This window comes from Actinocorallia sp. B10E7 (assembly GCF_039871655.1).
Taxonomy (GTDB): Bacteria; Actinomycetota; Actinomycetes; order Streptosporangiales; family Streptosporangiaceae; genus Actinocorallia.
This window is the reverse complement of sequence record NZ_JBDPLZ010000008.1, coordinates 256,739-279,453: the sequence shown is the minus strand read 5'-3', so window position 1 is coordinate 279,453 and position 22,715 is coordinate 256,739. Positions and strand designations below refer to the sequence as shown.

Below are 22,715 nucleotides of genomic sequence, written 5' to 3'. Positions count from 1 at the left end.
GCCCGGGGAACCGGAGAAGACGCGGAGCCGGAGGAGACGGGCCTCGCTCTCGAGCCGCCGCCGGTACGGTCCAAGGGCCGCCGTCGGATCGGAATTCCGCAGGGCTTCGAACGATCTGGGTCGCACGAACATGACCCACGCTCACGCGGCCCGCACGAGGGAATGAATTCGGAGCTGAATTTTCGTGGAGTTTACCCGCTCGGCATGGTTTTCGTAAGTTTTCCGTGGGATGGGGAAGCCGTCGGTGAAAGTGGAGAGGTGAATGGAGAAGCCGTCCGGTTTTCGCGGGTGGGCGGTGACGGGCCATTGCGGGATTCCCGGGGCCCGTGTGCCGGGGGAGGGCGTGCGGCAGGCCCTTGGTGCGTCACGGGACGGTCCGGAAGGGCGCGGCGGACGTGAACTTCGAGGCGCCTGGAGGTGTCGGTAAAGGGGGGATTCCCTGCTGGGGTAGGGGGTTCGTCCAATTGCTGGCGTTATTCCCTAGTAGATTGATGTTTATGTTGCTTCATACTTGTCAACGGGTGGTGGAAGCGGCACGGGGCGGGGGAGCGGACTTCGGGCAGAGTCTGCGGGAGGCCAGACAGGAGATCGGGGCCGCGGGGCCGGAGGAGGCGATCTCGGCGGCCCATCTCCTGGTGGACGCGTCGGCCGAGGTCATGCCGCAGCGGGGCGGCTGGCTCGCCGCCCTGGCCGGATCACTGGCGGAGAAGGGCGTGGACGTCGACGGCATTCCCGTCGTCGAACGGCTCAGCGGGATCGCGGCGGGGGCCGTGACGTTCGCGGAGGCCTGGGGACCGGACCTCCCCGACCCCGCGCAGGGGCCGAACCAGCGGATCTGGGAGCGGGCCAGGCAGCTCATGGGCGAGCGCGCCCGCATCCCGATGCAGTGCTGGTACGCCCTTCCGCACTTCGCGAAGAGCGCCGTGACGCTGCTGACCTACTCGCCGGCGACCCGCGCGGCCGTCCGCGACCACGACGACATCGTCGACCGGGCGGTGGAGTACTGCCCCGACCTGGAGCACGTCCGCGACCTGCGGCGCATGCTGGACGGCGAGGAACTCCTCATCCTGGACCGCCCGACGCGGCAGGGCTGGTCCGTCACCATCCACGGCGTCGGCGACAACTTCCAGCTGCACACCCTGCTGGCCGCGGCCCTGGTCGGCCGCTCCCTGCCCGGTACGCCTCCCGACCCCCGCTGGGTCCGCTGCTTCACCACCGGAGAGGTCGAACCCGGCACCCCGCCCGTCACCGGCTGGTGGCGGTTGACCGACGCGCACGGAGAGCAGATCTGGAACGAGGGGGTCCCCGCCGACATCTCCGTCCTCGGCGACACCCGGGTCGTGGTCCTGGACCCGCAGTCCCACCCGCAGTCCTGGCCCCCGGGGCGCAGGTTCCCGCTCATCCCCGGCTCCCTGGCCCTGGACGCCACCTATCACCGCGACGATCTGGCCGCCTGGTGGCCCACCCTCAAGCCCCCGCAGCCGACCTCTCCTTACTGAGCTCCCCGGTCCGGCGGGCGGCGGATCGTCGTGAGACGACGGCACTCACCTCCCTCGCGGGGCGAGGGCCAGCTGGAACGGGTCGTGCTCGGCGTGGACCAGGGGCAGGGCGTCGGCCTCGTCCCACAGGTCGTACCACTCGTTGTCCGCCGGCTGGTAGACGCGGGTGAAGACCCCTGCCGCGAGCTCCCGCAGCTCCTCCGACGGGGCGAAGACGAGCCGGTCGGCGTACTCCCGTCCGTTGACGTCGGTGATGAGCCCGGGAGAGAACCTGTCGGCCACCAGGCAGGCCGCGACGAGCGCCGCCGAGGCGTCGTCCCGGTCCAGGTAGTCCGTCTCCCTGGCCCCGGCCATCACCTCGCGGAGTACGGCCTCCGCCTCGGCCGGCCGTTCGGCGAGTTCTCCGATGAAGTCCATCCCGCCGTCGTTGTCGAACGGCCCGTAACCCCAGGCGCCCATGCTCTCCTCCAGACCCTCGTCCTGTCGGGGAGCCTAGGGAGCACCACTGACAGGACGGGGGTCCGTCCACACCCCGTGCCGGGCCGTCAGGCGGAGATCTGCTGGTTCCAGCTGGTGAGGAAGGAGTCGACGAGGTCGGAGGCGCGGGCTTCGACGTCGAAGCCGGGGGCGCGCCGGCGGGCGATGGCGGCGAGGGAGTCGGCGGCCTCGTTCAGGAGGTGGCCGCTGTGCCCCTTGACGTGCTGGAATCTGAGGCGGGGGCGGTCGGCGACCCGGCGGGCCAGCAGGCGCAGATGCGGCGCCTCGTACCCGGGCGGCAGCGCCGAGACGTCCCCGGACTGCCAGCGCCACAGATAGGACAGTGCGGGCAGGCTGTCGATGAGGACGGTCATCTCGACGCGCGCTTCGACCGTCGACAGGAGCAGCTGCACCGCTCGCAGCTCGGTGATGATGATCTTCGAGGGGCCGGTGGGGTCCTGAGGGCCCACCTTCCAGTCGCCGATCCCCCAGCGGCCGTCCGTGGTGAGGAAACCCATGCCGCCGTGCCCGCGCTTCCAGGAGGCGTCGGTGGCGGCGACCAGCGGCCGGGTGCCCGTCCAGCGCGCGACCTGCCCCGCCAGGGCCGGTCCGGGCGACGGAGCAGCGGCGCTCCGCGCGGGCCGGGGACGGGGACGGTGGAGGCGGGTGATGCGCGGCGGCGCGAACGTATGGTCGTGGCCTGCCAGGGCGCGCAGGGTGCGCTCGGCGAGGTGGAGTACGGTCTCGGCGGCGGGGAGGTCTCCCGCCCGGGCCGAGAGGAGGGCGAGTTTGAGGAGGACTCCCACTTCCTGGCATCCGGTGCAGTCGAGGGAGACCAGGACGTAGCGCTGAAGCCGGACGACCCGCGCGGTCAGGGGGTCGGGCAGGCACGCGAGGAGGCAGCGGAACTGGGTGGCGGTCATGCGAGGAGACAAGCGCTCTCACCTCCCTACAGGGCGTATGTGACATCTGACGACGGGTTGACGCCTGGAGTTCCCGGGAAGTTCACCATTGTCACAAGAGCCCAGATAGCGGCACTATTGCGCCCATGTTTGAGCAGGTTTCGGTCAGTAGCCTGACCAGGGGAAAGCCCGGGCGCCCCACCCCGGAAGATCTGGCTTCACTGCTCTATCGAGCGTGGATTGTCGCGTTTGCTCTAAAGATGGTGGGATCGTCCTGGGACGTTTCCTGGCACTTCAAATGGCTGCGCGACGACTTCGCGCCCCCGCACCTGCTGAACAGCGCGGGGACGGTCATCGCGATGGTGCTGGTCGGCGTGCACTGGTACACCGGCTTCGGCGTCGACAAGACGGCCAAGCGGCTGATCGAGACCGGAATGGCCATCTTCATGATCGCCATTCCGGTGGACGTGGTGAACCACCAGGTCAACGGCCTCGACATCACCAGCTGGAGCCCTTCGCACGCGCTGCTCTACCTGGGCACCGCGCTCATGCTCATCGGCCTGATCAAGGTCTCCAGCGGAGTGACCCGGGCGGTCTTCTTCGCCTTCTTCCTGGAGAACTGGCACTTCCCGGCGCTTCACCAGGAGTACGGGGTCTACGGACTGAAGGCCTGGCTGGCAGGCAGCCCGGAGGCCGAGCCGAGCCTGCTGAAGTTCGCGGCCGAGCAGATGAAGCGCCCCGTCGACACCGCGATGGTGGAGAAGTTCGCGCAGCCCGTCTCCTTCTGGGTGTACCCCCTGTGGACGGCCGTCGGGACCATCTTCGTCCTCGTCCTCGCCCGCCGCACCGTCGGGATGCGGTGGACGGCGACGAGCATCGCCGCCGCCTACCTCGCCTACCGGGTCGTCTCCGGCCTCCTCCTGGACGTCATGGACTTCCCGCACTCGGCGATGCCGTTCTTCCTGCTCGCCGGCGCCGTCACCATCGACCTGGCGTTCCGGTTCCTGCCGGAGGTGCCGGTCGTGGGCGCACTGCTCACGGTGGCCGCGACGTACGCGGGGATCGTCCTGCAGGGCTGGATCACCGAAGTGCCCCCCAACGAACTGAACGCGTGGCCCGTCGCGGCCGTCCTCCTGTCCGTCCTCTGGTACGGACAGAGCAAGATCCAAGCCCTGAGTCCCTCGGAAACGCTAAGTTCTTCTGCGTCGTCGTGAGGCCCGTCCCAAGCGGGTCCGCTGAAGGAGAACGCATGATGCTGCGCGCCGTGGTGGTCTTCTCGCTGCTTCCGATGGCGGTGACGGTTCCGGCCACCGCGGCCACCGCGGCGCCCAAATGCCAGGTGGGGCTCTGGAAGCTCGCCAAGTACCAGAAGAAGGCGGTGTCGAAGGTCTATGACACCGCCTTGAAGTCCCAGGGCATGGGCGGGACGAAAGTGAAGATCGCCGTCGATGGCGCCTTCACGTACGACTTCGTGAAGTCCGCGAAGCTCGTGACGAGCGGCCGCACGAACGGCGTGCCGATCGCGGAGAGCGCCCTCTACCGCCAGGTGCTCAGGCACAAGGCGTCATGGAAGGGCGGGAAGGTCTCGGTGAAGCGCTCCACGGCCACCGGGACGGCACGGGTGAAGACCGTGCAGAGGAAGCCCGAACGGTCCAGCCGGACGGAGAAGGTCGCCCCGCTCGTCCGCACCGAACAGGCGACGATCGTCCCCGTCGGACGTGTCGCCTACACGTGCACGTCCGCCGCGCTCCATCTGAAGCGCACGGTCAGGCTCGACTCCGAGGGCGGACGCGAGGTCACCCACTGGTGGTTCGAACGCTGACGCCGCGGGGAGGCGGTCAGAGCCAGTTCCAGCGAGGGACCGGCCAGATGATCACACGGGCCTGGCCGACGACCGAGCTCACCGGGACGGGCCCGTTGTCACGCGAGTCGGCGGAGCCGCCGCGGTGGTCGCCCATCACCCACAGCATGCCCTCGGGGACCTTCACCGGACCGAACGAGCGGTGGTCGTCCTGGTAGACGTAGGGCTCGTCGAGCGGCTTGCCGTCGACCGTGACGCGGCCGGCGTCGCAGCACTCGACGGTCTGGCCCTCGACGGCGATGACGCGCTTGATCAGGTCTTCACGGGGCCAGTCGCCGGTGCCGTGGAAGACGATGATGTCGCCGCGCTCGGGGTCGCCGAAGTGGTAGCCGAGCTTCTCGACCAGCACCCTGTCGCGCGTGCAGTCCTCGCAGCCGTGCAGCGTCTTCTCCATCGACCCGGAGGGGATGTAGAAGGACTGCACGACGAACGTACGGATCAACAGAGCGAGGACGACCGCCGTCACCAGCAGGAACGGCAGTTCACGGAAGAACGACTTCTTAGGCGGTGCAGAGGTCACGGGCCCACCCTAGATCGTGCGAGCGTAACGGGTGAATAAAGGGCTCAGGCCAGATCGGCCTCTTTCGCGGCACGGCGGCCCTGCTCCCACCCGTCCAGGTCCTGGATCCTGCGGCCCCGCACGGTTCTGGCGGCGGGGAAGAGCCGTTCCACGGCGGTGTCGACCGCCTGGTCGCGGCGGGCCAGGACGGGGAGGAGGTCCTCGGTGACCTCGTCCTCGCCGGCCCGGGCCAGGCGTTCGCCGATGTGGTGGGCGAACGAGGTGAGGAAGCTCTGGCGGAAGCGCTTCTTCGAGCCGTTCTTGGGCATCGCGGTGTCGGCCTGCAGCAGGAGAGAGGTGTAGAGGAGCTCCACGGCCTCCAGGTCGGCCGGGTAGCCCAGGACCGTGGAGAAGCCCAGGTCGGACTGCCAGACGGCGCGGCAGCGGTTGGCTTCGGCGACCACGTGCAGGAGGGTGGCCTTGGCCTCCTCGTAGGGGCCCTCCACGGGGAGGCGGACGCCGGTGGGAGCGTCGCCGGGAGCCTCCAGGGCCGCTTGGTCGAGGCTGTGGCGGGTCATCAGCCGTTGGGCGCCGGCCACCAGGGCCTCGGCCTCGGCGGGGTACTGGGTGGACTCCGCCTTGGCCAGCAGGGCGCGGACGCGTTCGAGAGCGGGGTGGGCGGGCGCCGCCGTACGGGAGAGCACGGCGATCTTCGGCAGCCGGCGGAGCTCGCACAGGACGTCGACGAGCCGGCTGACGGCGGTGAGCCGGTCGCGGTCGCCCAGCCCGTCGGCGTCCAGCAGGGCGGCGTGCGCGGGCGAGTGGAAGCGGGTGAGGTGGCGGCGGAGGTCCTCCGGCTGCCAGCCGCGGTCCGCGGCGGCGCGGACCGCGCGTTCCAACGCGGCGAGAAGCCGCCCTTCGGCCGCGCCGTCCGCCGACAGAAGAGCGATGGAGGTGTCCCGGCTCCGCAGGTCGTCCGTGAACTGGGCGTCCATCGCCGCGGTGATCAGTTGCTCCGTACCGTCCACGAACTCATGGTCTCATTGCTCTTTTCTGCCCATCCGCTTTGCCCTAGGGTGCGCCGGGAACAAGACACGTTGAGGAGACGACATGCGCACAGCGGCAGCGGCCGGGACATTCATTCTCGGTGCGGCGACGGTGGTGGCGATGACCGGCACGGCGGCCACCGCGGCGCCGAAATGCTGGACGGGCTCCTGGAAGGTGACCTCGGCCAACGCGGACCTGGACAGCGAGAACCTGAAGTTCGCGCTGAAGGGCGGCAGCGGGATCAAGCTCAAGCTCGCCAAGGACGGCAAGGCCACCTACGACTTCACCGGCTCCAAGCCGCTGGTCGGCTCGGGCACCGTCAAGGGCGTGCCGACCCAGGCGACGCTGTCGCTGACCAAGAAGCTCACGATCAAGAACAAGATCACCGGTTCGGCCAAGGGCCGGATCATCGGCAAGCCCAAGAGCGCGAAGGGCGACGCGACGCTGACCGTGACCTCCGGCATGGTGGTGCAGAAGCTCAACGTGCCCCGCGAGGTGCGCCGCAACGGCGACATGGGCGTGGTGCCGCGCGCCGCCGGCTACACCTGCAAGGGAAGGACCCTCACCATCCGGCAGACGGTGAAGCGGGCGGACCTGGTCTCCAAGACCGTGTGGAGGCTGAAGCGGGCCTGACGCCCGTCAGCTCTGCTCCGGTGAGAGCACGCCCTCCGACTCGCTGATCTCCAGGACCGCCTCGACCGGGTCGATCTCCAGGATCCGGTCGACCAGCCCCAGGATGTCGTCCGGGCTGATCAGCCAGCGCAGGGCCGTCGCACCGGTGGCGTCGGCGATGATCTGGTCCTGTTGGGCCTCCCGCTCCTCGGCGTCCAGGTCACGTGCCCGCAGATCGGCGAGTGCCGCGTTCTGCAGCGCCTCCGTGTCGGTGACCTCGACCATCAGGTCGAGCGAGACACGGAGGTAGTTCCCGGTGTTCGTTTGATTACCCACGGTTCGATGTTATCCCCGTCCCTCGGCCTGCCGCCGGTCCGACAGCTCACCGTGGCCGAGAGCGGCCTGATCGGCGGCGGCCCGGCCGTGCAGCCAGCCGTCCGTGTTGGTGGGAGCGCCGCCACGGTAGCGGCGAAGCTTGGGGAAGAGCTCCGCGACGGACTGCTCCACCGCCGCGTTGCGGGACGCCAGGACCGGGCTCAGATCGGCTGACGCGTTCTCCTTCACCACGCGTTCCGTCGCCTCTCTGAGACGTTCGCCTATGCGGAGCGCGTACGCCGACAGGAACGAATGGCGGAAGGACTTCGTCCGGGACCGTCCCGACGCGTCCTGCCGGCTGCCCGCCTGGAGCATCGCGGACGTCGCCTGGACGAGCAGGGACGTGAACAGCAACTCCACCGCGACGAGGTCCGAGGGGAAGCCCAGCACCGTCGCCTCCCCTCGTTCGCGGTGCCACACCGAGCGGCAGCGGTTCGCCTCGGCCACCACGTGCAGCAGCATCGCCTTGGGGCCCGCGTAGGGGTGGGTGACCGCGACCGGCCTGCCGTCCGGGCGCGTCCCGCCGAGCCCCGCCTCCACCAGGGCCTCGTCCAGGTTGTAGCGCGCGATCAACTCCTGGGCCCGCGCGGTGAGCGCCTCGGCCTCCTGCGGGAACTCGGTCGACTCCGCCTTCTGCAGCAGAGCGCGCACCTTTCCCAGCATCCGTTGATCCATGGCCTCACCCTCCCACCCTCCACCGACACTCTCGGCCGCCGCCCAGCCTGCCCGGAGTCAGCACGACCACGTGCGGAGATGGTGCACCCTTGACGGGTGGAAGCTCGGGGCACGCTTGATGCGGGGAAGCAAAGCGGACGTGACGGACTGAACGAGCTCGCGATCAGTGAACGGTTCCGCCTGTTCAACTTCACGCGGCGTGACGACCACCTGGCGTACCTGTGGGTGCTGCGCGCGATGGACAGGCTCCGCTCGGTGCACCAGGTGCGTGTGCACACGGAGCAGGTGGCGGCGGCGCTGAACGAACTCGTCATCGCGCACGAAGGAGTCCTCGGCGAGGGGGATGGCGGCACGTGGGACAGGCTCGACGAACGGAGCCTGCGGGACAGGCTGGACGCGCTGGCGGAAGACGGGGTCGTCCACAGGCTGGAGGACGCGTCTCGGGCGGGAAGCCTCGCGCGTTACCGCAACCGTCAGTCCGTCTACCAGTTCAGCGAACTGGGGTACCGGGCCTACACGGCCGTCGAGCAGGTGCTGGCGGCCAGCGCCCGGGACGCGAACCTCTCGAAGCTCGTGTTCTCCGACGTCCTCGACGACCTGAGGGCACTCGCGGTCGCGAACCGCGACGGCGACCGGGACCAGGTGTACCGGCGCATCAGCCGCCTGGACGCGGCGATGGAGGACATGGCGCGACGGTCGGCGCAGTTCCACGTGACGCTGGGCGAGATCATCCGTTCCACGGACACGTCCGCGGAGACGTTCCTCGCCTACAAGAACTCCCTGCTCACGCACATGAGCGACTTCATGACGGAGCTCGACAGACATCTTCCCCGGCTGGCCGAAGCCGTCCAGGAGGTCGAGGAGACCGGCGTCTACACGCTGCTGTCGCGCGCGGCGGACGCGGACGAGCGGCTGTTCCTCCTCACCAGCGAGAAGATGGAGGACTGGCAGCGGCGCTGGGCGTCGTTGCGGGAGTGGTTCTCCCCGCAGGATTCCAAGGCCGTGGACCTGCGCGAGGCCACCCGTACGGCGGTCTCGGCCGTCATCGCGCTGCTGAGGCAGATCACCGAGGCGCAGCGCGGCGGCGTCAACCGCTCCACGCAGCTGCGCCACCTCGCCGAATGGGTCTTCCGCACGCCGGACGACGAGGCCGCGCACGCATTGATGTCCGCGGCCTTCAACCTGCGTTCCGCCCGACACCTCGGGGGCGCACATGACGACGACGAGCAGATCTCCTCGCGGGCGAGCTGGTGGGACGCGCCGGGCATCGAGCTGTCCATCAGCCTTTTCCGGACGGGCAAGGCGCCCACCCAGGGGCTGCCGCAGCCGGTGAAGGTCAACCGGGGGATACGGGCGGAGCTGCGCAAGACGCAGTTCGAGCAGCGGTCCGTGGACAAGCGCGCGGCGGCGTCGCTCGTCCGGCGGGGAGCCCACGACCGGGTGCTGGACGAGGCGGAGACCCGGGTGGTCCTGAAACTGCTGACCAGGGCGCTGGAGGCCCGTACGGTCGTCGCCGGGAGGGTCTCCCACGGGGCGGGCGCGGACGACGCCGTGGAGCTCAGGCTCATTCCGTCAGAGGCGGGGTCTACGGTGCGTACCGAAGCGGGCACACTGCACCTTCCCGGATTCCGATTGGAGGTCGGCTGACGTGACCGACACGCCCGACCCGGTGGAACCGGCCGACCTGGGGGACTACCAGCGGGCCGTGCGCCAGATCCTGACCCGGGATCTGATCACCGCGACGCGGCCCCGCCCCGGGGTGCTCGACCAGGTGCTGCCCTGGTCCGACCGGCTCGTCCACGACTTCCGCGAGCTCTTCGGATACCAGCTGATCGCGACGACGCACATGGTGCGGCTGGTGCGGAGCCTCGACGCCTTCGACGCGACGCAGGGGCAGCTGTTCGCCAAGAACCGCAAGCCGTTCGACCGGCGGCGGCTGGCGTACCTGTGCCTGGTGCTGGCGACGTTCCAGCGCTCCCGGGTGGAGATCAGCCTCGCTGACCTCGTCCGGCTGGTCACCCCGATGGCGAACGGCGTCGAAGGGCTGGGGTTCGAGCCCACCGTGGCCGCGCACAAGGCCGCGCTCGTCGACGCGATCGACTGGCTGGTCGACCACGGGGCGCTGCGCCTGTCGGACGGCTCGCTGGAGGCGTGGGCGCGCGACGACCGCACGGGCGACGCGCTCTACGACATCGACCACGAGATCTGCACGGTGCTGTTCAAGCCGGCGCGTCCCGTCCAGCACCTGACGAGCGCGGCCGGGCTGCTGCACACCGGGATGCCGGACGTCATGCGCGAGGCGCGGCGCCTGCTCGTGGAGCATCCGGTCGTGTACTTCTCCGAGGTGCGGCCCGAGCTCGCCGAGGTCCTGCCCCGCGCGGCGGAGGAGCTCGCCCGGTTCACCGGGCTGGGCGTGGAGTGCCGTGCCGAAGGGGTCATGCTCGCGGACGCGTCCGGACGGTTCACCGACCGGCCGTTCCCCGGGCAGGGCGGGGCGGTGAACCGGGCGGCCGGGCTGATCCTGGCCGCGATCGCCGACCTCGTGGAGGAAGGCGGCCTGGAGAGGCTCGCCCTCCCGGACGCCTCCGCGGCTTCCGCCGGGGAGGGCCTGCTCGCCCGGATCGACGCGGCGCTGCCGGAGCACGGCGTCGTCACCGGCCTGGCCTGGACACCGCCCGAGACGAGGCCCGCCCTCACCCCCGCCCAGCCCGAAGAGCTGTGGTTCGTCCCGCAGGACCGGCTGGACGGGGTCATCAAGGAGCTGTACGCCGAGTTCGGGGCCGCGTCCTTCACCGGCGTCTGGCAGTCCGATCCGTCCGGCCTGCTCGCCGCCGCCGTGGCGTTCCTCTCCGACCTGCGGCTGCTCCGCCGCGCGCCCGGCGGCGTCCTCGTGCTCCCCGCGGCCTTCCGTTACCGCAACATCACCCTCGCCCTCCCCGAGCGGGGGCAGCTCAGCCTGGAGGAAACACCCGCATGACCCGCTTCAAGCCCTCGCGCGCGGGAGTGATCAACCTGTGGGACTACGTCGACGAGGAGTTCGTCTTCGCCGACGGGCGGCTGGTGCTGCGCGGGCACAACGGCTCGGGGAAGACCAAGGCGCTGGAGGTGCTGTTCCCGTTCGTGCTCGACGGGGTGGCGGACGCGCGGCGGCTCGACCCGTTCTCCGGTGACAACCGGACCATGAAGTCGAACCTGCTGTACCGGGGGCAGGAGTCCGAGCACGGCTACGTGTGGATGGAGTTCCTCGCCCCGTCCGGGGAGACCGTCACCCTGGTGATCGGCCTGCGCGCCCACCGGCACCGGGACGGCGTCGTCACCTCCTTCTACGTGACGTCCAAGCGGCTGGGCGTGGACTTCGGCCTCCTGACGGTGGACGGACGCCCCCTCACCGACCGCCGCCTCCGTGAGGCGCTGGAGCCCGGCTCGTACGCCAAGACCGCCACCGAGTACCGCGAGCTCATCGACAACCGCCTGTTCGGGCTGGGCCGCGAACGTTACAACCAGCTGCTCGACCTGCTGCTGGCGCTCCGCCGCCCCCTGCTGGCCAAGGACCTGGACCCCGCGAAGGTCTCCGCCACCCTGACGTCCGGCCTCAGCCCCGTGGACGAGGCGCTCGTCGACCAGGCGGCCCGCGACTTCGAGAACCTCGCCGCCGTCCAGCGGCTCCACGACGACCTGAGCCACGCCAACGACGCCGTCCGCGTCTTCCTCGACCACTACCGCGAGTACCTCCGCGTCCACACCCGCTTCCACCTGGACCGCGTCGACGCCCGCACCGTCCAGGCCGTCACCCATGGCACCGCCCTGCGCCGCGCCGTCGCCGAGGCCGCCCGGGCCGCCGCCGCCAAGCAGGCCGCCGAGCTGTCCCGGGACACCGCCGCCGAGCACCTGACGAAACTCACCACCCGCCTGGAGACCCTCAAACAGCACGACGCCTACCAGGCCCAGTCCGACCTGGACCACCTCCGCCACCAGATCACCGAGACCACCGACCACCTGACGAAGGAACTGGCCCGCCTCACCAACTCCCGCCGCCACGCCTCCACCCTCCGCGCCGAAGCCGAGTCCGCCGCCACCCGCCTCACCGCCAGGCGCACCGCCCTCGCCCACCACCGGACCGACCTCACGGAAGCCGCCCACACCGCCCGAATCCACACCGAACCCGCCTCGTTCCGCGCGGTGCGGGCTGAGAACTCCCCAGAAGGGGACACGGAGGGGCCCGCTGACGCCGCGGAGGCTCGGTGGAGGCAAGAGCTGGACTCGGTTCGGGCCCGGGCCGCGGTGCGGCGGGAGGACGTGGCCGAGGTCCGCCAGGACCTGGCGGAGTCGGAGAAGGCCCGGGAGGCGTGGCGAAGAGCCGAGGACGGGCTGGGAGAGGCCCGGGAGCGGCTTTCGCGCGGGGAAGAGGAGGTCGCGCAAGCCGAGGAGGCGCTGCGGGAGGCTCGTGAGCGGGCCGCCGCGCGACTGAAGGAGTGGGTCTCCCGATGGGGCGGGGCGACCGGGATCGCGTCGGAGCCGCTGGCGGAAGTCCTGGAACGGGCGGGGGAGCCCGGGGCCGCGACGCTGGGAGAAGCGTTCGCGGAGCTGACCGAAGAGCTCCGGACCGAGACGATCACAGGGGTGGCGGAGCTCAGGGCGCGGGCGGAGGCCGTCGCGGAAGGGCTGCGCGGGCTGGCGGAGGAACGGGCGGAGATCGCGGCGGAGCGGGATGACGCGCCGCCGGTCGCGGCGGGGACCGAGCGGGAGGGACGCGAAGGGGCGGCCTTCTGGCAGCTGGTGCGGTTCGCCGACGGACTGAGCGACGAGGAGGCGGCGGGGCTCGAAGGAGCCCTGGACGGGGCGGGGATCCTCACGGCCTGGGTGCATCCGGACGTGAAGGAGACACTGCGGGCTTATGAGGCCCGGACGGCGGACGGGTTCCTGCTGCCGGGGGAGCCGGTACGGGGGCGGTCGCTGGCGGACGTACTGCTGGCCGAAAGCCACGAGGCCGTGCCGGTGGAGGCCATCGAGGCGGTGCTGGCGTCGGTCGCGCTGGTCGACGGCGACGACCCGGCGGAGCCGGGCGTCAGCCTGCGCGGGCAGTTCGCGTTCGGGGTGAGAGCGGGAACCCGGCCCAAGGAGAGGCCCGAGTACATCGGAGCCACCTACCGGGCGCAGCGGAGACGGGCCCGGCTGGAGGCGTGCGACGCGGCCGCCGGACGGCTGAAGGCGGAGCAGGAGGCCGTCCGATGCGAGCAGGAGCGGCTGCGAGGCGTGCTGGACGACCTGTCGGCGGCGCGGCGTGCGCTGCCGGACGTCGAGCCGGTGCTGCGGGCGCTCAAGGAGGTGGAGCGCGGAGCGGTGCTGCTCGGGCAGTCCCGTGAGGGCGCCTCGGCGGCGCGCAGGGTACTGGACGAGGCCGCCACCGCGATGGAGACGGCGGAGCGCCGGGTGCGGCAGGCGGCGGCCGAACGGGACCTGCCCGCGACGGAGGAGGGCCTGGCCGCCGTCGCGCGGGCGGTCGACGACTTCGTGGCGGCGGGGGAGCTCCTCGCCCGCGAGCGGGAGGACATCGCGGAACTCGAACGGGACCTGGCCTCGCGCTGGGACACCGTCGAACGGCTGGAGGCGCAGGACCGGGAGGACGAGGAGTCCCTCGCCGAGCGGCGCGAGTCGCTGGCCGTCCTGGAGGAGCGGCTGGCGGCGCGCACGGAGGCGCTGGGCTCCTCGCTGAAGGAGATCCTGCGGCAGGTCGAGGAGACCGAGCGGGAGATCAGGGAGGCGGGGGCGGAGCGGGCCCGCCACGAGGCGGTGGTCGCGGCCGAGCACGACGCGCTGGTCAAGGCGCGGGCCGCCGCCGAGCACGGGGAGCTGGCGCTGGCCGAGGCCTGGGACGTCCTGCTGGAGCAGCTCGCGGCGTTCGCCCCGTTCACCCGCTCCGGGCTGAGGCAGGTCCTCGGCGTCGAGCCGGCCGCGCTCTGGCCGGAGCACTGGGCCTCCGCCGAGGAACTCGGCGCCCGCACCGTCGAGCTCATCGTCGCGGGCCGCGAACCGCAGGAGGCGGTCCGCGAGGTGCTTCCGCCCGCGGCGGCGGAGATCCTCGACGCCTACCGCGCCGCGCTCCCGGCGGGCCGCCCGGTCGGCGAGAACGCCCGCAAGGCGACACGCGACGCGATGTCCGACGCGTTGAAGGAGTTCAGCGACGCGCTGGACCAGTGCGAGGAGGACTACCGCCTGGATCTGGACGCCGGGGAGGTCGTCACGGTCCAGGTCGTCGACGTGGAGGGCCGGGGCCCGGTCCCCGCGTTCGCCGACCGGATCGCGGGCCGCCTGGTCGAGCAGGGCCTCCTGCTGGACGAGCGGGAGCGCACCGTCCTGGAGGACGAGCTGCTCAGCAGCCTGGCCCAGCAGATCCACGACAGGGTCCAGCTGGCGAGGGAGCTGGTGCGCGGCATGGACGCAGACACCCGTTCCCGCCCGATGTCCACCGGCAGCACCGTCGGCATCCGCTGGGTGCGTTCCGACAAGCTCGACGAGCGGCAGCGCGCCGTCGCGAACCTGCTCACCAGGGACGCGGAGGCGCTCGGCCCCGACGGTCTGGCCGAGCTGAGGGGGCTGCTCCGCGAGATGATCCGCGCCCACCGCGCCCGGCACACCCGGGCGAGCTACCTGGAGGCGCTGCGGGCGGTGGTCGACTACCGGACGTGGTTCGAGTTCCAGCTCCGCCTGGCCGAGCCCCACGGCGAGGAGGTCACGCTGACCCGCGCCAAGCACTCGCAGATGTCGGGCGGTGAGAAGTCCGCGGCCATCCACCTGCCGCTGTTCGCCGCGGCCAACGCCCTCTACTCGTCGGCGAAGGACACCTGCCCCCGCATGATCGCGCTCGACGAGGCGTTCGCCGGCATCGACGACCGCTACAAGCCCGAACTCCTCGGCCTCACCGTGAAGTTCGACCTGGACGCCTTCATGACCGGCCATGACCTGTGGGCCTCCTACTCGTCCGTCCCGATGGCCGCGCACTACGACATGCACAGCGACAAGGCCTCCCACACCGTCTCCACCATGCTCGTCCTGTGGGACGGCGCCGCCCTCCTGGACGCCGACGCCGCCTACTCCGGCAACGACGCCCTGGCCGAGACCCTCCTGGGCTTTCCGCCCAGCCGCCGTTCCCCCGCGGAGTCCGGCCTTCTGGCCTCCCTCGCCGAGGACTGACGGCCGTGGCCGCCTCGGCAGGGCGGGTGAGGTGAGAGGTGGCTCCCAGGGGGCAGGAGCCACCTCTCGCGCGGTCAGGGTGTGAAGACGCCGAGCTTGAAGAGACGGCCGAGGATGGCGTTCTTGCCCCGGCCGAACTGGGCGGTGAGGGACTCCAGGGGCTCGTTCCGGCCGATGAGGTCGAGGAGGCGGGCGTCCTCGTCGGGCGTCCACGGGGTGTAGGCGTTGGGGTGGCGTTTGCGGAGCTCGGTGACGGAGCGGCGGGCCGGGAGGTCGATCACCGCGAGGTCTCCGAGGGAGATCTCACCCACGACGGCGCCCTTGTCCAATGCTCTTAAGGTGCCGTCGCCGATGACGAGTTTGTCGGCGGAGAGGTCGAGTTCGCAGACCTGTCGGCCTTCGTGCTCCTGCGGCCTGGTGAAAGTCAGGTGGATGTCCATGGCGCCAGCATGCGACGTCCCGAACAAGATCGCTTAACCGCCTGTGGACAAGTCCGGGTAGTGGGCTCGCCGACTCCTCTCGGGCGGGCGGCTCGCTCGAGAGAGGGAGGGAAACCCCCCGGAAGGGGCAGAAGAGGGGCCTGCCCCGGGCGTGATGTGCGGTCGGCGGCCGGTGAAGGAAGTTGAGGGCCGGTCGACTTCCAGGAGGACGCATGAGACCGGTGAGGGAAGTGGCGGCGGTCACGGCGGCCGCTGTCGCCTTGGGGGCGCTGCTCCCGGCAGGGGCCGTCGCGAGTGAACGGCGGGAGCCCGGCACCGGGCAGGAGCCTGGGGCCGTGCGGGAGCGGGGTGAGCTGCTGTCCGCGAAGAAGCTCAAGAGTTACACCGCCGCCCAGGTGAAGAAGCGGCTCAAGACCGAGGGGTTCGACTCCGAGAAGGTCAAGTACGGCGTCGACACCTACCGGCTCGTCTACCGGACGGTGGACGGGTACGGGAAGCCGACGAAGGCGAGCGGCCTCCTGGTCGTTCCGAGGAGCGAGAACAAGCGCCTCAAGCTCGTCTCCTACGCCCATGGAACGACGAACTACCGCCCTGACGCCCCCTCCACCTCTCCGGGGGACGGTTTCGTGCAGGGCGCTCCTCTCACCTATGGGACGGCAGGCTTCGCGACCACGGCTCCCGACTACCTCGGGCTGGGTGTGGGCCCCGGTACGCACCCGTGGATGGACGTCCGTACCGAGACCACCGCTTCACTGGACATGCTCCGTGCCGCCCGCGAATTCCTGCCGCGCAAGGGCCGTACGGCACGCCGCGACGTCTTCGTGACGGGCTTCTCGCAGGGTGCTTCGGCCGCGCTGGGTCTGGCCCGTGAGCTCCAGAGGGGCAAGAAGTGGTTCCGTCTCCGTGCCGTCGTCCCCATCAGCGGCGCGTACGACATCCAGGGAGTGCTGCTCCCGTCGATGCTCAAGGGCAAGACGCCGCCGAAGCTGGCGGTGGCTTATACGTCGTACTTGTTGGTCTCCTGGAACTGGAAGGCCTCCATCTACGACCGTCCCGAAGAGGTCTTCAAGCAGCCGTACGCGAGCCGTGTGGAGAAGTACTTCGACGGCTCCACTCCGGGTGAGGTCATGCTCCAGGGGCTCCCCGACACGTTGGCCGAACTGCTCACCCCACGAGGCTTCGCGTTGCTGGAGAAGCCTTCCGGAAGGTTCGCGAAGGCGCTCCGCGAGGAGGATACGATCTGCCGGAACTGGGCGCCCGAGGTGCCCGTCCGCCTCTACTACGAGCCCCGCGACGAGCAGGTGGACCAGGCCGGAAGCACTTCGTGCCACGCCTGGCTGAAGTCGACTCTGCGCAGGCTGCCCGCCACGGCCTACGGGGGCTCGCCTCACCTGGGTTCGAACCTCGCCGGAACGGCCAAGGCGGTCCGCTGGTTCGCGTCCTTCTGAGTGAGGTCAGGAGTCGGAGTCCCGCTGCGAGGCGGAGAAGAGGGAGAACAGCGGGAACAGCCGCGCACGCCGTTTGATCTGGCCGCGGGCCCTGGCCATCAGCTCCGGAAGGGGCGGTTCGGGCTCGTCGGCCGTTCTCGGGTGGGCGAGGAGCGTCGGCTCGGGGCGTCCGCGCAGGGTGACGGCCTGCCCCGCCTCCCAGCGGAAGGCCTCCAGCGGGTCGCAGTCCTCCAGCGCCTCGGCGGAGGCCAGGATCCGCAGGGGGGAGGCCGTCTTCGCCAGGTCGCTGAGCCGTGCCGCCTCGTTCACGGGGTCGCCGATGACGGTGTACTCGAATCGCTGCTCGGCCCCGATGTATCCGGCGACGACGGTTCCGACGGAGACGCCGATCCCGGCGGTCACCTCGGGCACTTCCAGCGGCAGTCGGGTGGCCATCTCCCGTCCGGCCGCGAGGGCGTGGCCGCCGGCCTGCTCCAGCGGTGTGGGGGCGCCGAAGATGGCGAGTGCGGCGTCGCCTTCGAACTTGTTGATCCACCCGCCGTTGCGGTTCACGCAGTCCACGACGACGCCGAAGAACAGGTTGAGCAGTGTGACGACTTCGTCCGGGGGGCGTTCGGCCGCCATCTTGGTGGATCCGGCGAGGTCGACGAAGAGCACGGCGACCTCCTTGACCTCGCCGCCGAGTGAGATATCGGAGTTGAGCGCCAGTTGCGCGACGTCGCTACCGACGTGGCGGGAGAAGAGATCCTGCAGCCGTTCGTGTGCGCGCAGCCCCGTGACCATGCTGTTGAATCCGGCCTGCAACTGCCCGAGCTCGCTCGCGTCGTAGACGGTGATGCTCGTGTCGAGGTCGCCTTTCGCGACCCGTGCCATGCCGTCGCGGACGTTTCTGATCGGGTCTCCGACGGCCCGTGCCGCCTCGTACGTCACCAGGAAGCTGACCGTCAGTGCCACTACGCCCAGGCCGAGGCTTGAGCGCGCGACTTCGAACCGGTCGAAGTTCGGGTCGGTGAGGGCGACGATCGCGATGACGACCAGGCCGAGCAGCGGGACCGCCGTGCCGAGCGCCCAGGCGAGCATCGCGCGGGTCGTCACGCGCGACATCAGGTGTTCGCGCGGGGGCTTCGTGGCCAGGACGAGGGCCGCCGCGGGACGCAGCAGGCGTTCGGCGAGCAGGTACACCGTCGCCATCGTGGTGATCGCGCCCAGGAGGCACGTCATCGACACCTTGAGGGCCATCAGAGGGCCGTAGGTGGCGTTGAAGGCGGTCCACCCCACGGTGCCGACCCCCCACAGGACGGCCTGGATGAGGGTGAGCCGCGCGGGGCCGAGGAGGACCGCGTGGCGTTGTTCCCTGTCGGGTTTCCTCTGTTCCTGGACGAGTCGCCGTACGGGGGCGAAGACCTTGAGTCCCCACCACACCGCGATCGGCCCCGCGACCACCGGGTAGGCCAGGAACGCGAGCAGGTTGATCAGGTCGACGTTCCGGTGGGCCTGGTCGACTTCGTCGGGGTTGGGCAGCAGCACGAGCACGAAGATCAGTACGACGATGCCGCCGATGCCGTTGGCGACGGTGACGACGGTGGCCAGCAGCCAGCGCACCCGCAGTTCGAGGCCGGTCTTGGGCGCGCCGGGGATGGCGGCGAGCCTCGCCCCGAGGGCGTCCCCCAGGGCGTCGAGGCCCTGTGCCATCTGATCCCGGTTCACCCGTCACCTCCGCCGCGCGTCACTCTACGCACCCCCCGGATCCGGACGAAAGCGATAAGGCACATTCAGAGACTGCTCTGTGGACGGCGTCCGACGCTATGACGCACAACACAGGATGCCTGTTCCTTTTGTCCAACTACGCGAAAGTAATATGCCGTGGAATCTGTAGGAAGGCATGTCATGACCGCTTCGCCCGCCACCACCCCTCCTCCGGACGCTTCCGTGCCGGACCAGCGGCTCGAGAACCTCAACCCGGAAGACCTCCTGGGCACCGGTGTCTACGAGGGCTGCTTCGGCTGCGGCAAGGACCACGCGTCCGGGCTGAGGTTCGAGCGGACGGGCAAAGACGGTCAGGCCGTCTACGGGAACTTCACCGTCACCGGGGACCACCAGGGCTCGCCCGGTCTGGCGCACGGGGGCCTCCTCGCCACGGCCATGGACGAGATCCTCGGCACGGCCGCCTGGAGCCTGGGGCGCATGGCGGTCACGGGTCGGCTCGAGACCGACTACCGGCTCCCCGTGCCGGTCGGCAGCGTCGTCCACCTCAAGGCGTGGTGCACGGGTGTCGACGGCCGCAAGATCTACCTTCAGGGCGAGGGCCGTCTCGGCTCCCCGGACGGCCCGGTCGTCGTCCAGGCCGCCGCGCTGTTCCTGGAGGTCCCTCGTGAGCACTTCTTCGGGGAGCGCTGACGAAGCGGGGCGGGGGCGCTACCGTGCGGGTATGCGGCTCACCGGAATCATCGCTCCTGACCGTCCCCTCCTGGTCATGGCCGCCGAGGAGGAAGCGGTCCACCTGAATCACGGCCTTCCACTCCTCCTCACCGGCATGGGGAAGGTCAACGCGGCGGTGGCCGTGGCGAGGGTCCTCGCCTCCCACCGCCCCTCCGAGATCATCAATCTGGGCACGGCCGGCGCACTCAAGCCCGGGATCAAGGGCACCCACGAGATCTCCCGGGTCCTGCAGCACGACCTGGACGGCGAGACGCTCGAGGCGCTGACCGGCCGTCCCACCGGCCTTCCCCTCGATCTGAGGCCCGAGGGCCCGGTCCTGGCCACCGGCGACGCCTTCGTCTCGTCCGAGACGGTCCGCGCGCGCCTGGCCGCGCAGGCCGACCTCGTGGACATGGAGGGCTACGCGGTGGCGTCCGCGGCCCGTGCCGCCGGCGTCCCCGTCCGGCTCGTCAAGCACGTCAGCGACACCGCGGACGAGGAGGCGGCCATGACGTGGCGGGATTCGGTGGAGTCCTGCGCCCGCGACCTGGCCGCCTGGGTCACCACCCACCTGTGACGAGGGCGCGTCCTGCTCCGCGGGGCGACGGAGCAGGACGCGCGACGGATTCGGACTCCGGCGGACGGCTCCCGGGACGGGAAGGTCAGGCGACGGGTTCGAGTTCGCGGGCCTCCTCCCGCACCTCCTCCTCGCCGGGGAAGCGGTGGGACCAGTGGCGGACCGCGCTGATCAGGCCCAGGGCCGCGACGGCGGTGATGAGGAGCAGCGCGGGACGGAAGCTGCCGGGCATCTCCCCGCGGGTGACGGGGGAGTCGGAGACGACGGCCGTGGTGACGGCCAGCACCACCGCGCCGCCGATCTGGAAGGACGTCTGCACCAGGCCGGAGGCCAGCCCCTGCTCGTGGTCGGCCACTCCCGCGGTCGCCTGGGAGTTCAGCGAGCTGAAGGCCAGGGCGAAGCCGGCGCCCAGCAGCAGGGCGGTGGGCAGGATGACGGTGCCGAAGCGGGGCTCGGCGTCCGCCCGCAGGAAGAGCGCGTAGGCCGCGATGAAGGACGCCATGCCCAGGGTGATCAGACGGGCCGGCCCGTAGCGGGTGATCAGCCTGCCCATCGTCGAGCCGGAGAAGGCCACGATCAGCCCGGCGGGCAGCAGGGCCAGCGCCATCTCCAGCGGCGACCATCCCAGGATGTTCTGCAGGTACTGGGCGACCAGGAACTGGAAGGCGACGTAGGAGCCGAAGACCGCCATCGCCGACAGGTTGGCGCTGACCAGCAGCCTGTTGCGGAAGATGCCCAGCCGCACCAGCGGGTGCGCCACCCGCCGCTCGACGGCCACGAAGGCGGCGGCCAGGGCGGCGACCAGGGCGAAGGAGCCCAGGGTCCGCGCGGAGGCCCAGCCCGCGTCGGGCGCGCTGACCACGGTGAACACCAGCAGGAGCAGCGCGCCGGTCGAGGTGACCGCGCCGAGCAGGTCGTAGCCGCCCTCGTCCCGCTCGGAGCCGCGCGGGATGAGGTAGTGGCCGGCGACCAGCGCGGCCAGGGCCAGGGGCGCGGGCAGCAGGAACACCACCCGCCAGTCGAACTCCGACAGCAGGCCGCCGAGGATCAGGCCTGAGGAGAAGCCGCTGGCGCCGAAGACGGTGTAGATGCCCAGTGCCCGGTTGCGCACGGGCCCTTCGGGAAAGGTCGTGGTCAGGATCGAAAGGCCCGCGGGGGCGGTGAACGCGGCGGCCACGCCCTTGATGAACCGGGTGGCGATGAGCAGGGTTCCGTTGTCGGTGAACACGCTGAGCACGGAGGCCACGGCGAACACCGCGAGCGCGACGAGCAGCACGCGCCGTCGGCCCAGCAGGTCGGCGGCGCGTCCGCCGAGCAGCAGCAGCCCGCCGTAGCCCAGGACGTAACCGCTGACGATCCATTGCAGTGTCGCGGTGGAGAGCCCCAGGTCCGCCTGGATGGCGGGGAGGGCGACGCCGACCATCGAGATGTCGAGGCCGTCGAGGAAGAGGACGGTGCACAGGACCAGGAGGGTGCCCCAGAGGCGGGGTGACCATCGGGCCTGGGAGGAACGCGTATCAGAGGACTCGTTCACGCTGCCGTGAGAGATCATGGGGCAGAAGTTACATGCACACGCATTCAATGTGCAAGCATTAAATGCGCGTGCATAAGATTCGGTCGCATGGTATTGTGCGGCGCGTGAGCGAAGTCCGCGAACAGGTGGAGGAGTGGCGCGAGCTGGCCCGCCAGGTCGCGGTGCTGTCCTGCCGCCTGGACAAGGCGCTGCACGAGCACGGCCTGGGCATGAGTGAGTTCGAGATCCTCGATCGCCTCGCCGACGACAAGGCGGGGCACGGTCGCGACGGCGGCGAGAAGGGCCTGCGCATTCAGCAGTTGAGCGAAGAGGTGCACCTCACCCAGAGCGCCCTCTCCCGCGCCGTCGCCCGCCTGGAGAAGGAGGGCCTGGTCCGCCGCTCCATGTGCCCCCAGGACCGCCGCGGCGTTTTCGTCGCCCTCACCGACGAGGGCGAACGCCGCTGGGAGAAGGCCCGCCCCTCCCACCGCGCCGTCATCGCCGAGGCCCTCACCCGTTGAACACCGGAAGGCCGCTCCCCGTTACGGAGGGAGCGGCCTTCGCCGTGAGAGGGATCGCGTCGGATCCGGATTCAGATGTGGTCGGCGGGGATGACGCCGAGGCGGCCGGCCCTCCGAGCGGCTAAGGGGCGTCCAGGATCTTCATGAGGGCGCGTAGGCCTTCGAGTACCTCGGTCGAGGTGGGGGCGTTGTCCGGGTCGCTGAGGCACTGGATCATCACGCCCGACACCAGCGCCGTCTGGATCATGCCGAGCGTTCGTGCGGAGCGGTCGGAGACCGTCTCCTCGGGTGTGCTCTCCAGGATTCCGGCCATCCCGCGCCATCCCTGGCTGATGCCTTCCGCCAGCGCGGCGCGCAGTTCGGGCCGCCGTTGCGCCTGCATGAACAGTTCCACGGAGGCCACCCACACGTCCGGACGCTGGTGGAACTGCTCGATGAGGTGGTCCCACATACGCCCGTAGCCCTCCGCCGCGGAGTCGCCGTCCTGGGGGACGAGTGCGCGTCCGGTGCGGGAGCCTTCCTCGTCGAGCAGGGCGAAGAGCGCCTGGTTGAGCAACGCTTCCCGCGATCCGTAGTGGTAGCCGATGGCGGCCATGCTGACGCCCGCCGCGGTCGCGATGTCGCGGACGCTGGTGCGGTCGTACCCCTTCTCGTGCAGCC

At 70.6% G+C, this 22,715-nt stretch carries 21 protein-coding genes; 11 read left to right on the top strand and 10 right to left on the bottom strand.

Going from position 1 to position 22,715, the window contains the following annotated elements; genetic code table 11:
- Window positions 1-521 precede the first annotated feature (521 nt).
- Window positions 522-1,499, top strand: coding sequence for a hypothetical protein (locus tag ABGB12_RS26755; RefSeq protein ID WP_347682221.1), 978 nt, complete (start codon window positions 522-524; stop codon window positions 1,497-1,499).
- Between the two features lie 45 nt (window positions 1,500-1,544).
- On the opposite strand, the gene ABGB12_RS26750 is transcribed toward ABGB12_RS26755, so the two are convergent.
- Both ABGB12_RS26750 and ABGB12_RS26745 read right to left on the bottom strand, forming a co-directional pair.
- The gene (locus tag ABGB12_RS26750; RefSeq protein ID WP_347682220.1) at window positions 1,545-1,958 is read right to left on the bottom strand and encodes a DUF4259 domain-containing protein; all 414 of its coding nucleotides are present in this window, start codon (window positions 1,956-1,958) and stop codon (window positions 1,545-1,547) included.
- An 86-nt stretch (window positions 1,959-2,044) separates the two neighbouring features.
- Complete coding sequence (locus ABGB12_RS26745; RefSeq protein WP_347682219.1) at window positions 2,045-2,899, bottom strand: RNase H family protein; 855 nt, start codon at window positions 2,897-2,899, stop codon at window positions 2,045-2,047.
- 239 nt (window positions 2,900-3,138) lie between these two features.
- On the opposite strand from ABGB12_RS26745, the gene ABGB12_RS26740 reads away from it, so the two are divergent.
- Both ABGB12_RS26740 and ABGB12_RS26735 read left to right on the top strand, forming a co-directional pair.
- Entirely contained in the window at window positions 3,139-4,092 is a 954-nt protein-coding gene (locus ABGB12_RS26740) for a hypothetical protein (protein ID WP_347682218.1), read from the top strand.
- A 35-nt stretch (window positions 4,093-4,127) separates the two neighbouring features.
- Entirely contained in the window at window positions 4,128-4,700 is a 573-nt protein-coding gene (locus ABGB12_RS26735) for a hypothetical protein (protein ID WP_347682217.1), read from the top strand.
- A 16-nt stretch (window positions 4,701-4,716) separates the two neighbouring features.
- Here ABGB12_RS26735 and lepB read toward each other — a convergent pair whose 3' ends face one another.
- Together lepB and ABGB12_RS26725 are read right to left on the bottom strand one after the other, a co-directional pair.
- Window positions 4,717-5,259: a signal peptidase I gene (lepB, locus tag ABGB12_RS26730; protein ID WP_347682216.1), complete on the bottom strand. Its 543-nt coding sequence runs from the start codon at window positions 5,257-5,259 to the stop codon at window positions 4,717-4,719.
- A 44-nt stretch (window positions 5,260-5,303) separates the two neighbouring features.
- On the bottom strand, window positions 5,304-6,266 hold the full coding sequence (locus ABGB12_RS26725; RefSeq protein ID WP_347682215.1) for a DUF2786 domain-containing protein: 963 nt from the start codon (window positions 6,264-6,266) through the stop codon (window positions 5,304-5,306).
- Between the two features lie 82 nt (window positions 6,267-6,348).
- Here ABGB12_RS26725 and ABGB12_RS26720 point away from each other — a divergent pair, with 82 nt between their 5' ends.
- Window positions 6,349-6,918, top strand: a complete 570-nt coding sequence (locus ABGB12_RS26720; protein WP_347682214.1) for a hypothetical protein — start codon at window positions 6,349-6,351, stop codon at window positions 6,916-6,918.
- Between the two features lie 6 nt (window positions 6,919-6,924).
- Here the strand turns inward: ABGB12_RS26720 and ABGB12_RS26715 are convergent, their stop codons facing one another.
- Both ABGB12_RS26715 and ABGB12_RS26710 read right to left on the bottom strand, forming a co-directional pair.
- The gene (locus ABGB12_RS26715; RefSeq protein ID WP_347682213.1) at window positions 6,925-7,233 is read right to left on the bottom strand and encodes a hypothetical protein; all 309 of its coding nucleotides are present in this window, start codon (window positions 7,231-7,233) and stop codon (window positions 6,925-6,927) included.
- Between the two features lie 9 nt (window positions 7,234-7,242).
- Window positions 7,243-7,935, bottom strand: coding sequence for a DUF2786 domain-containing protein (locus ABGB12_RS26710; RefSeq protein ID WP_347682212.1), 693 nt, complete (start codon window positions 7,933-7,935; stop codon window positions 7,243-7,245).
- Window positions 7,936-8,043: 108 nt separating this feature from the next.
- Here ABGB12_RS26710 and ABGB12_RS26705 point away from each other — a divergent pair, with 108 nt between their 5' ends.
- From ABGB12_RS26705 to ABGB12_RS26695, 3 genes are read left to right on the top strand one after another with little or no spacing between them, the layout of a single operon-like run.
- The gene (locus ABGB12_RS26705; protein ID WP_347682211.1) at window positions 8,044-9,594 is read left to right on the top strand and encodes a TIGR02677 family protein; all 1,551 of its coding nucleotides are present in this window, start codon (window positions 8,044-8,046) and stop codon (window positions 9,592-9,594) included.
- 1 nt (window position 9,595) lies between these two features.
- On the top strand, window positions 9,596-10,924 hold the full coding sequence (locus tag ABGB12_RS26700) for a DUF2398 family protein (RefSeq protein WP_347682210.1): 1,329 nt from the start codon (window positions 9,596-9,598) through the stop codon (window positions 10,922-10,924).
- Window positions 10,921-15,138 (top strand): TIGR02680 family protein, encoded by a 4,218-nt coding sequence (locus tag ABGB12_RS26695; RefSeq protein WP_347682209.1) that lies wholly within the window; start codon window positions 10,921-10,923, stop codon window positions 15,136-15,138. The genes ABGB12_RS26700 and ABGB12_RS26695 overlap by 4 nt, the downstream gene beginning before the upstream one ends.
- Before the next feature lie 74 nt (window positions 15,139-15,212).
- Here the strand turns inward: ABGB12_RS26695 and ABGB12_RS26690 are convergent, their stop codons facing one another.
- Entirely contained in the window at window positions 15,213-15,578 is a 366-nt protein-coding gene (locus ABGB12_RS26690) for a hypothetical protein (protein ID WP_347682208.1), read from the bottom strand.
- 212 nt (window positions 15,579-15,790) lie between these two features.
- Here ABGB12_RS26690 and ABGB12_RS26685 point away from each other — a divergent pair, with 212 nt between their 5' ends.
- Entirely contained in the window at window positions 15,791-17,026 is a 1,236-nt protein-coding gene (locus tag ABGB12_RS26685; protein ID WP_347682207.1) for a hypothetical protein, read from the top strand.
- Window positions 17,027-17,032: 6 nt separating this feature from the next.
- Here the strand turns inward: ABGB12_RS26685 and ABGB12_RS26680 are convergent, their stop codons facing one another.
- Window positions 17,033-18,733 carry an adenylate/guanylate cyclase domain-containing protein gene (locus tag ABGB12_RS26680; RefSeq protein ID WP_347682206.1) on the bottom strand — a complete coding sequence of 567 codons (1,701 nt, stop codon included), beginning with the start codon at window positions 18,731-18,733 and terminating at the stop codon, window positions 17,033-17,035.
- 180 nt (window positions 18,734-18,913) lie between these two features.
- Here ABGB12_RS26680 and ABGB12_RS26675 point away from each other — a divergent pair, with 180 nt between their 5' ends.
- Together ABGB12_RS26675 and ABGB12_RS26670 are read left to right on the top strand one after the other, a co-directional pair.
- Window positions 18,914-19,423, top strand: a complete 510-nt coding sequence (locus tag ABGB12_RS26675) for a PaaI family thioesterase (protein WP_347682205.1) — start codon at window positions 18,914-18,916, stop codon at window positions 19,421-19,423.
- 31 nt (window positions 19,424-19,454) lie between these two features.
- Window positions 19,455-20,021, top strand: a complete 567-nt coding sequence (locus tag ABGB12_RS26670; protein ID WP_347682204.1) for a nucleosidase — start codon at window positions 19,455-19,457, stop codon at window positions 20,019-20,021.
- A gap of 85 nt (window positions 20,022-20,106) precedes the next feature.
- Here ABGB12_RS26670 and ABGB12_RS26665 read toward each other — a convergent pair whose 3' ends face one another.
- Window positions 20,107-21,573, bottom strand: coding sequence for an MFS transporter (locus ABGB12_RS26665; protein ID WP_347682203.1), 1,467 nt, complete (start codon window positions 21,571-21,573; stop codon window positions 20,107-20,109).
- 86 nt (window positions 21,574-21,659) lie between these two features.
- Here ABGB12_RS26665 and ABGB12_RS26660 point away from each other — a divergent pair, with 86 nt between their 5' ends.
- A complete protein-coding gene (locus ABGB12_RS26660) occupies window positions 21,660-22,055 on the top strand; it encodes a MarR family transcriptional regulator (RefSeq protein WP_347682202.1) in 396 nt (131 codons plus the stop codon).
- Between the two features lie 121 nt (window positions 22,056-22,176).
- Here the strand turns inward: ABGB12_RS26660 and ABGB12_RS26655 are convergent, their stop codons facing one another.
- Window positions 22,177-22,713, bottom strand: coding sequence for a TetR family transcriptional regulator (locus ABGB12_RS26655; protein ID WP_347682231.1), 537 nt, complete (start codon window positions 22,711-22,713; stop codon window positions 22,177-22,179).
- Window positions 22,714-22,715 lie beyond the last annotated feature (2 nt).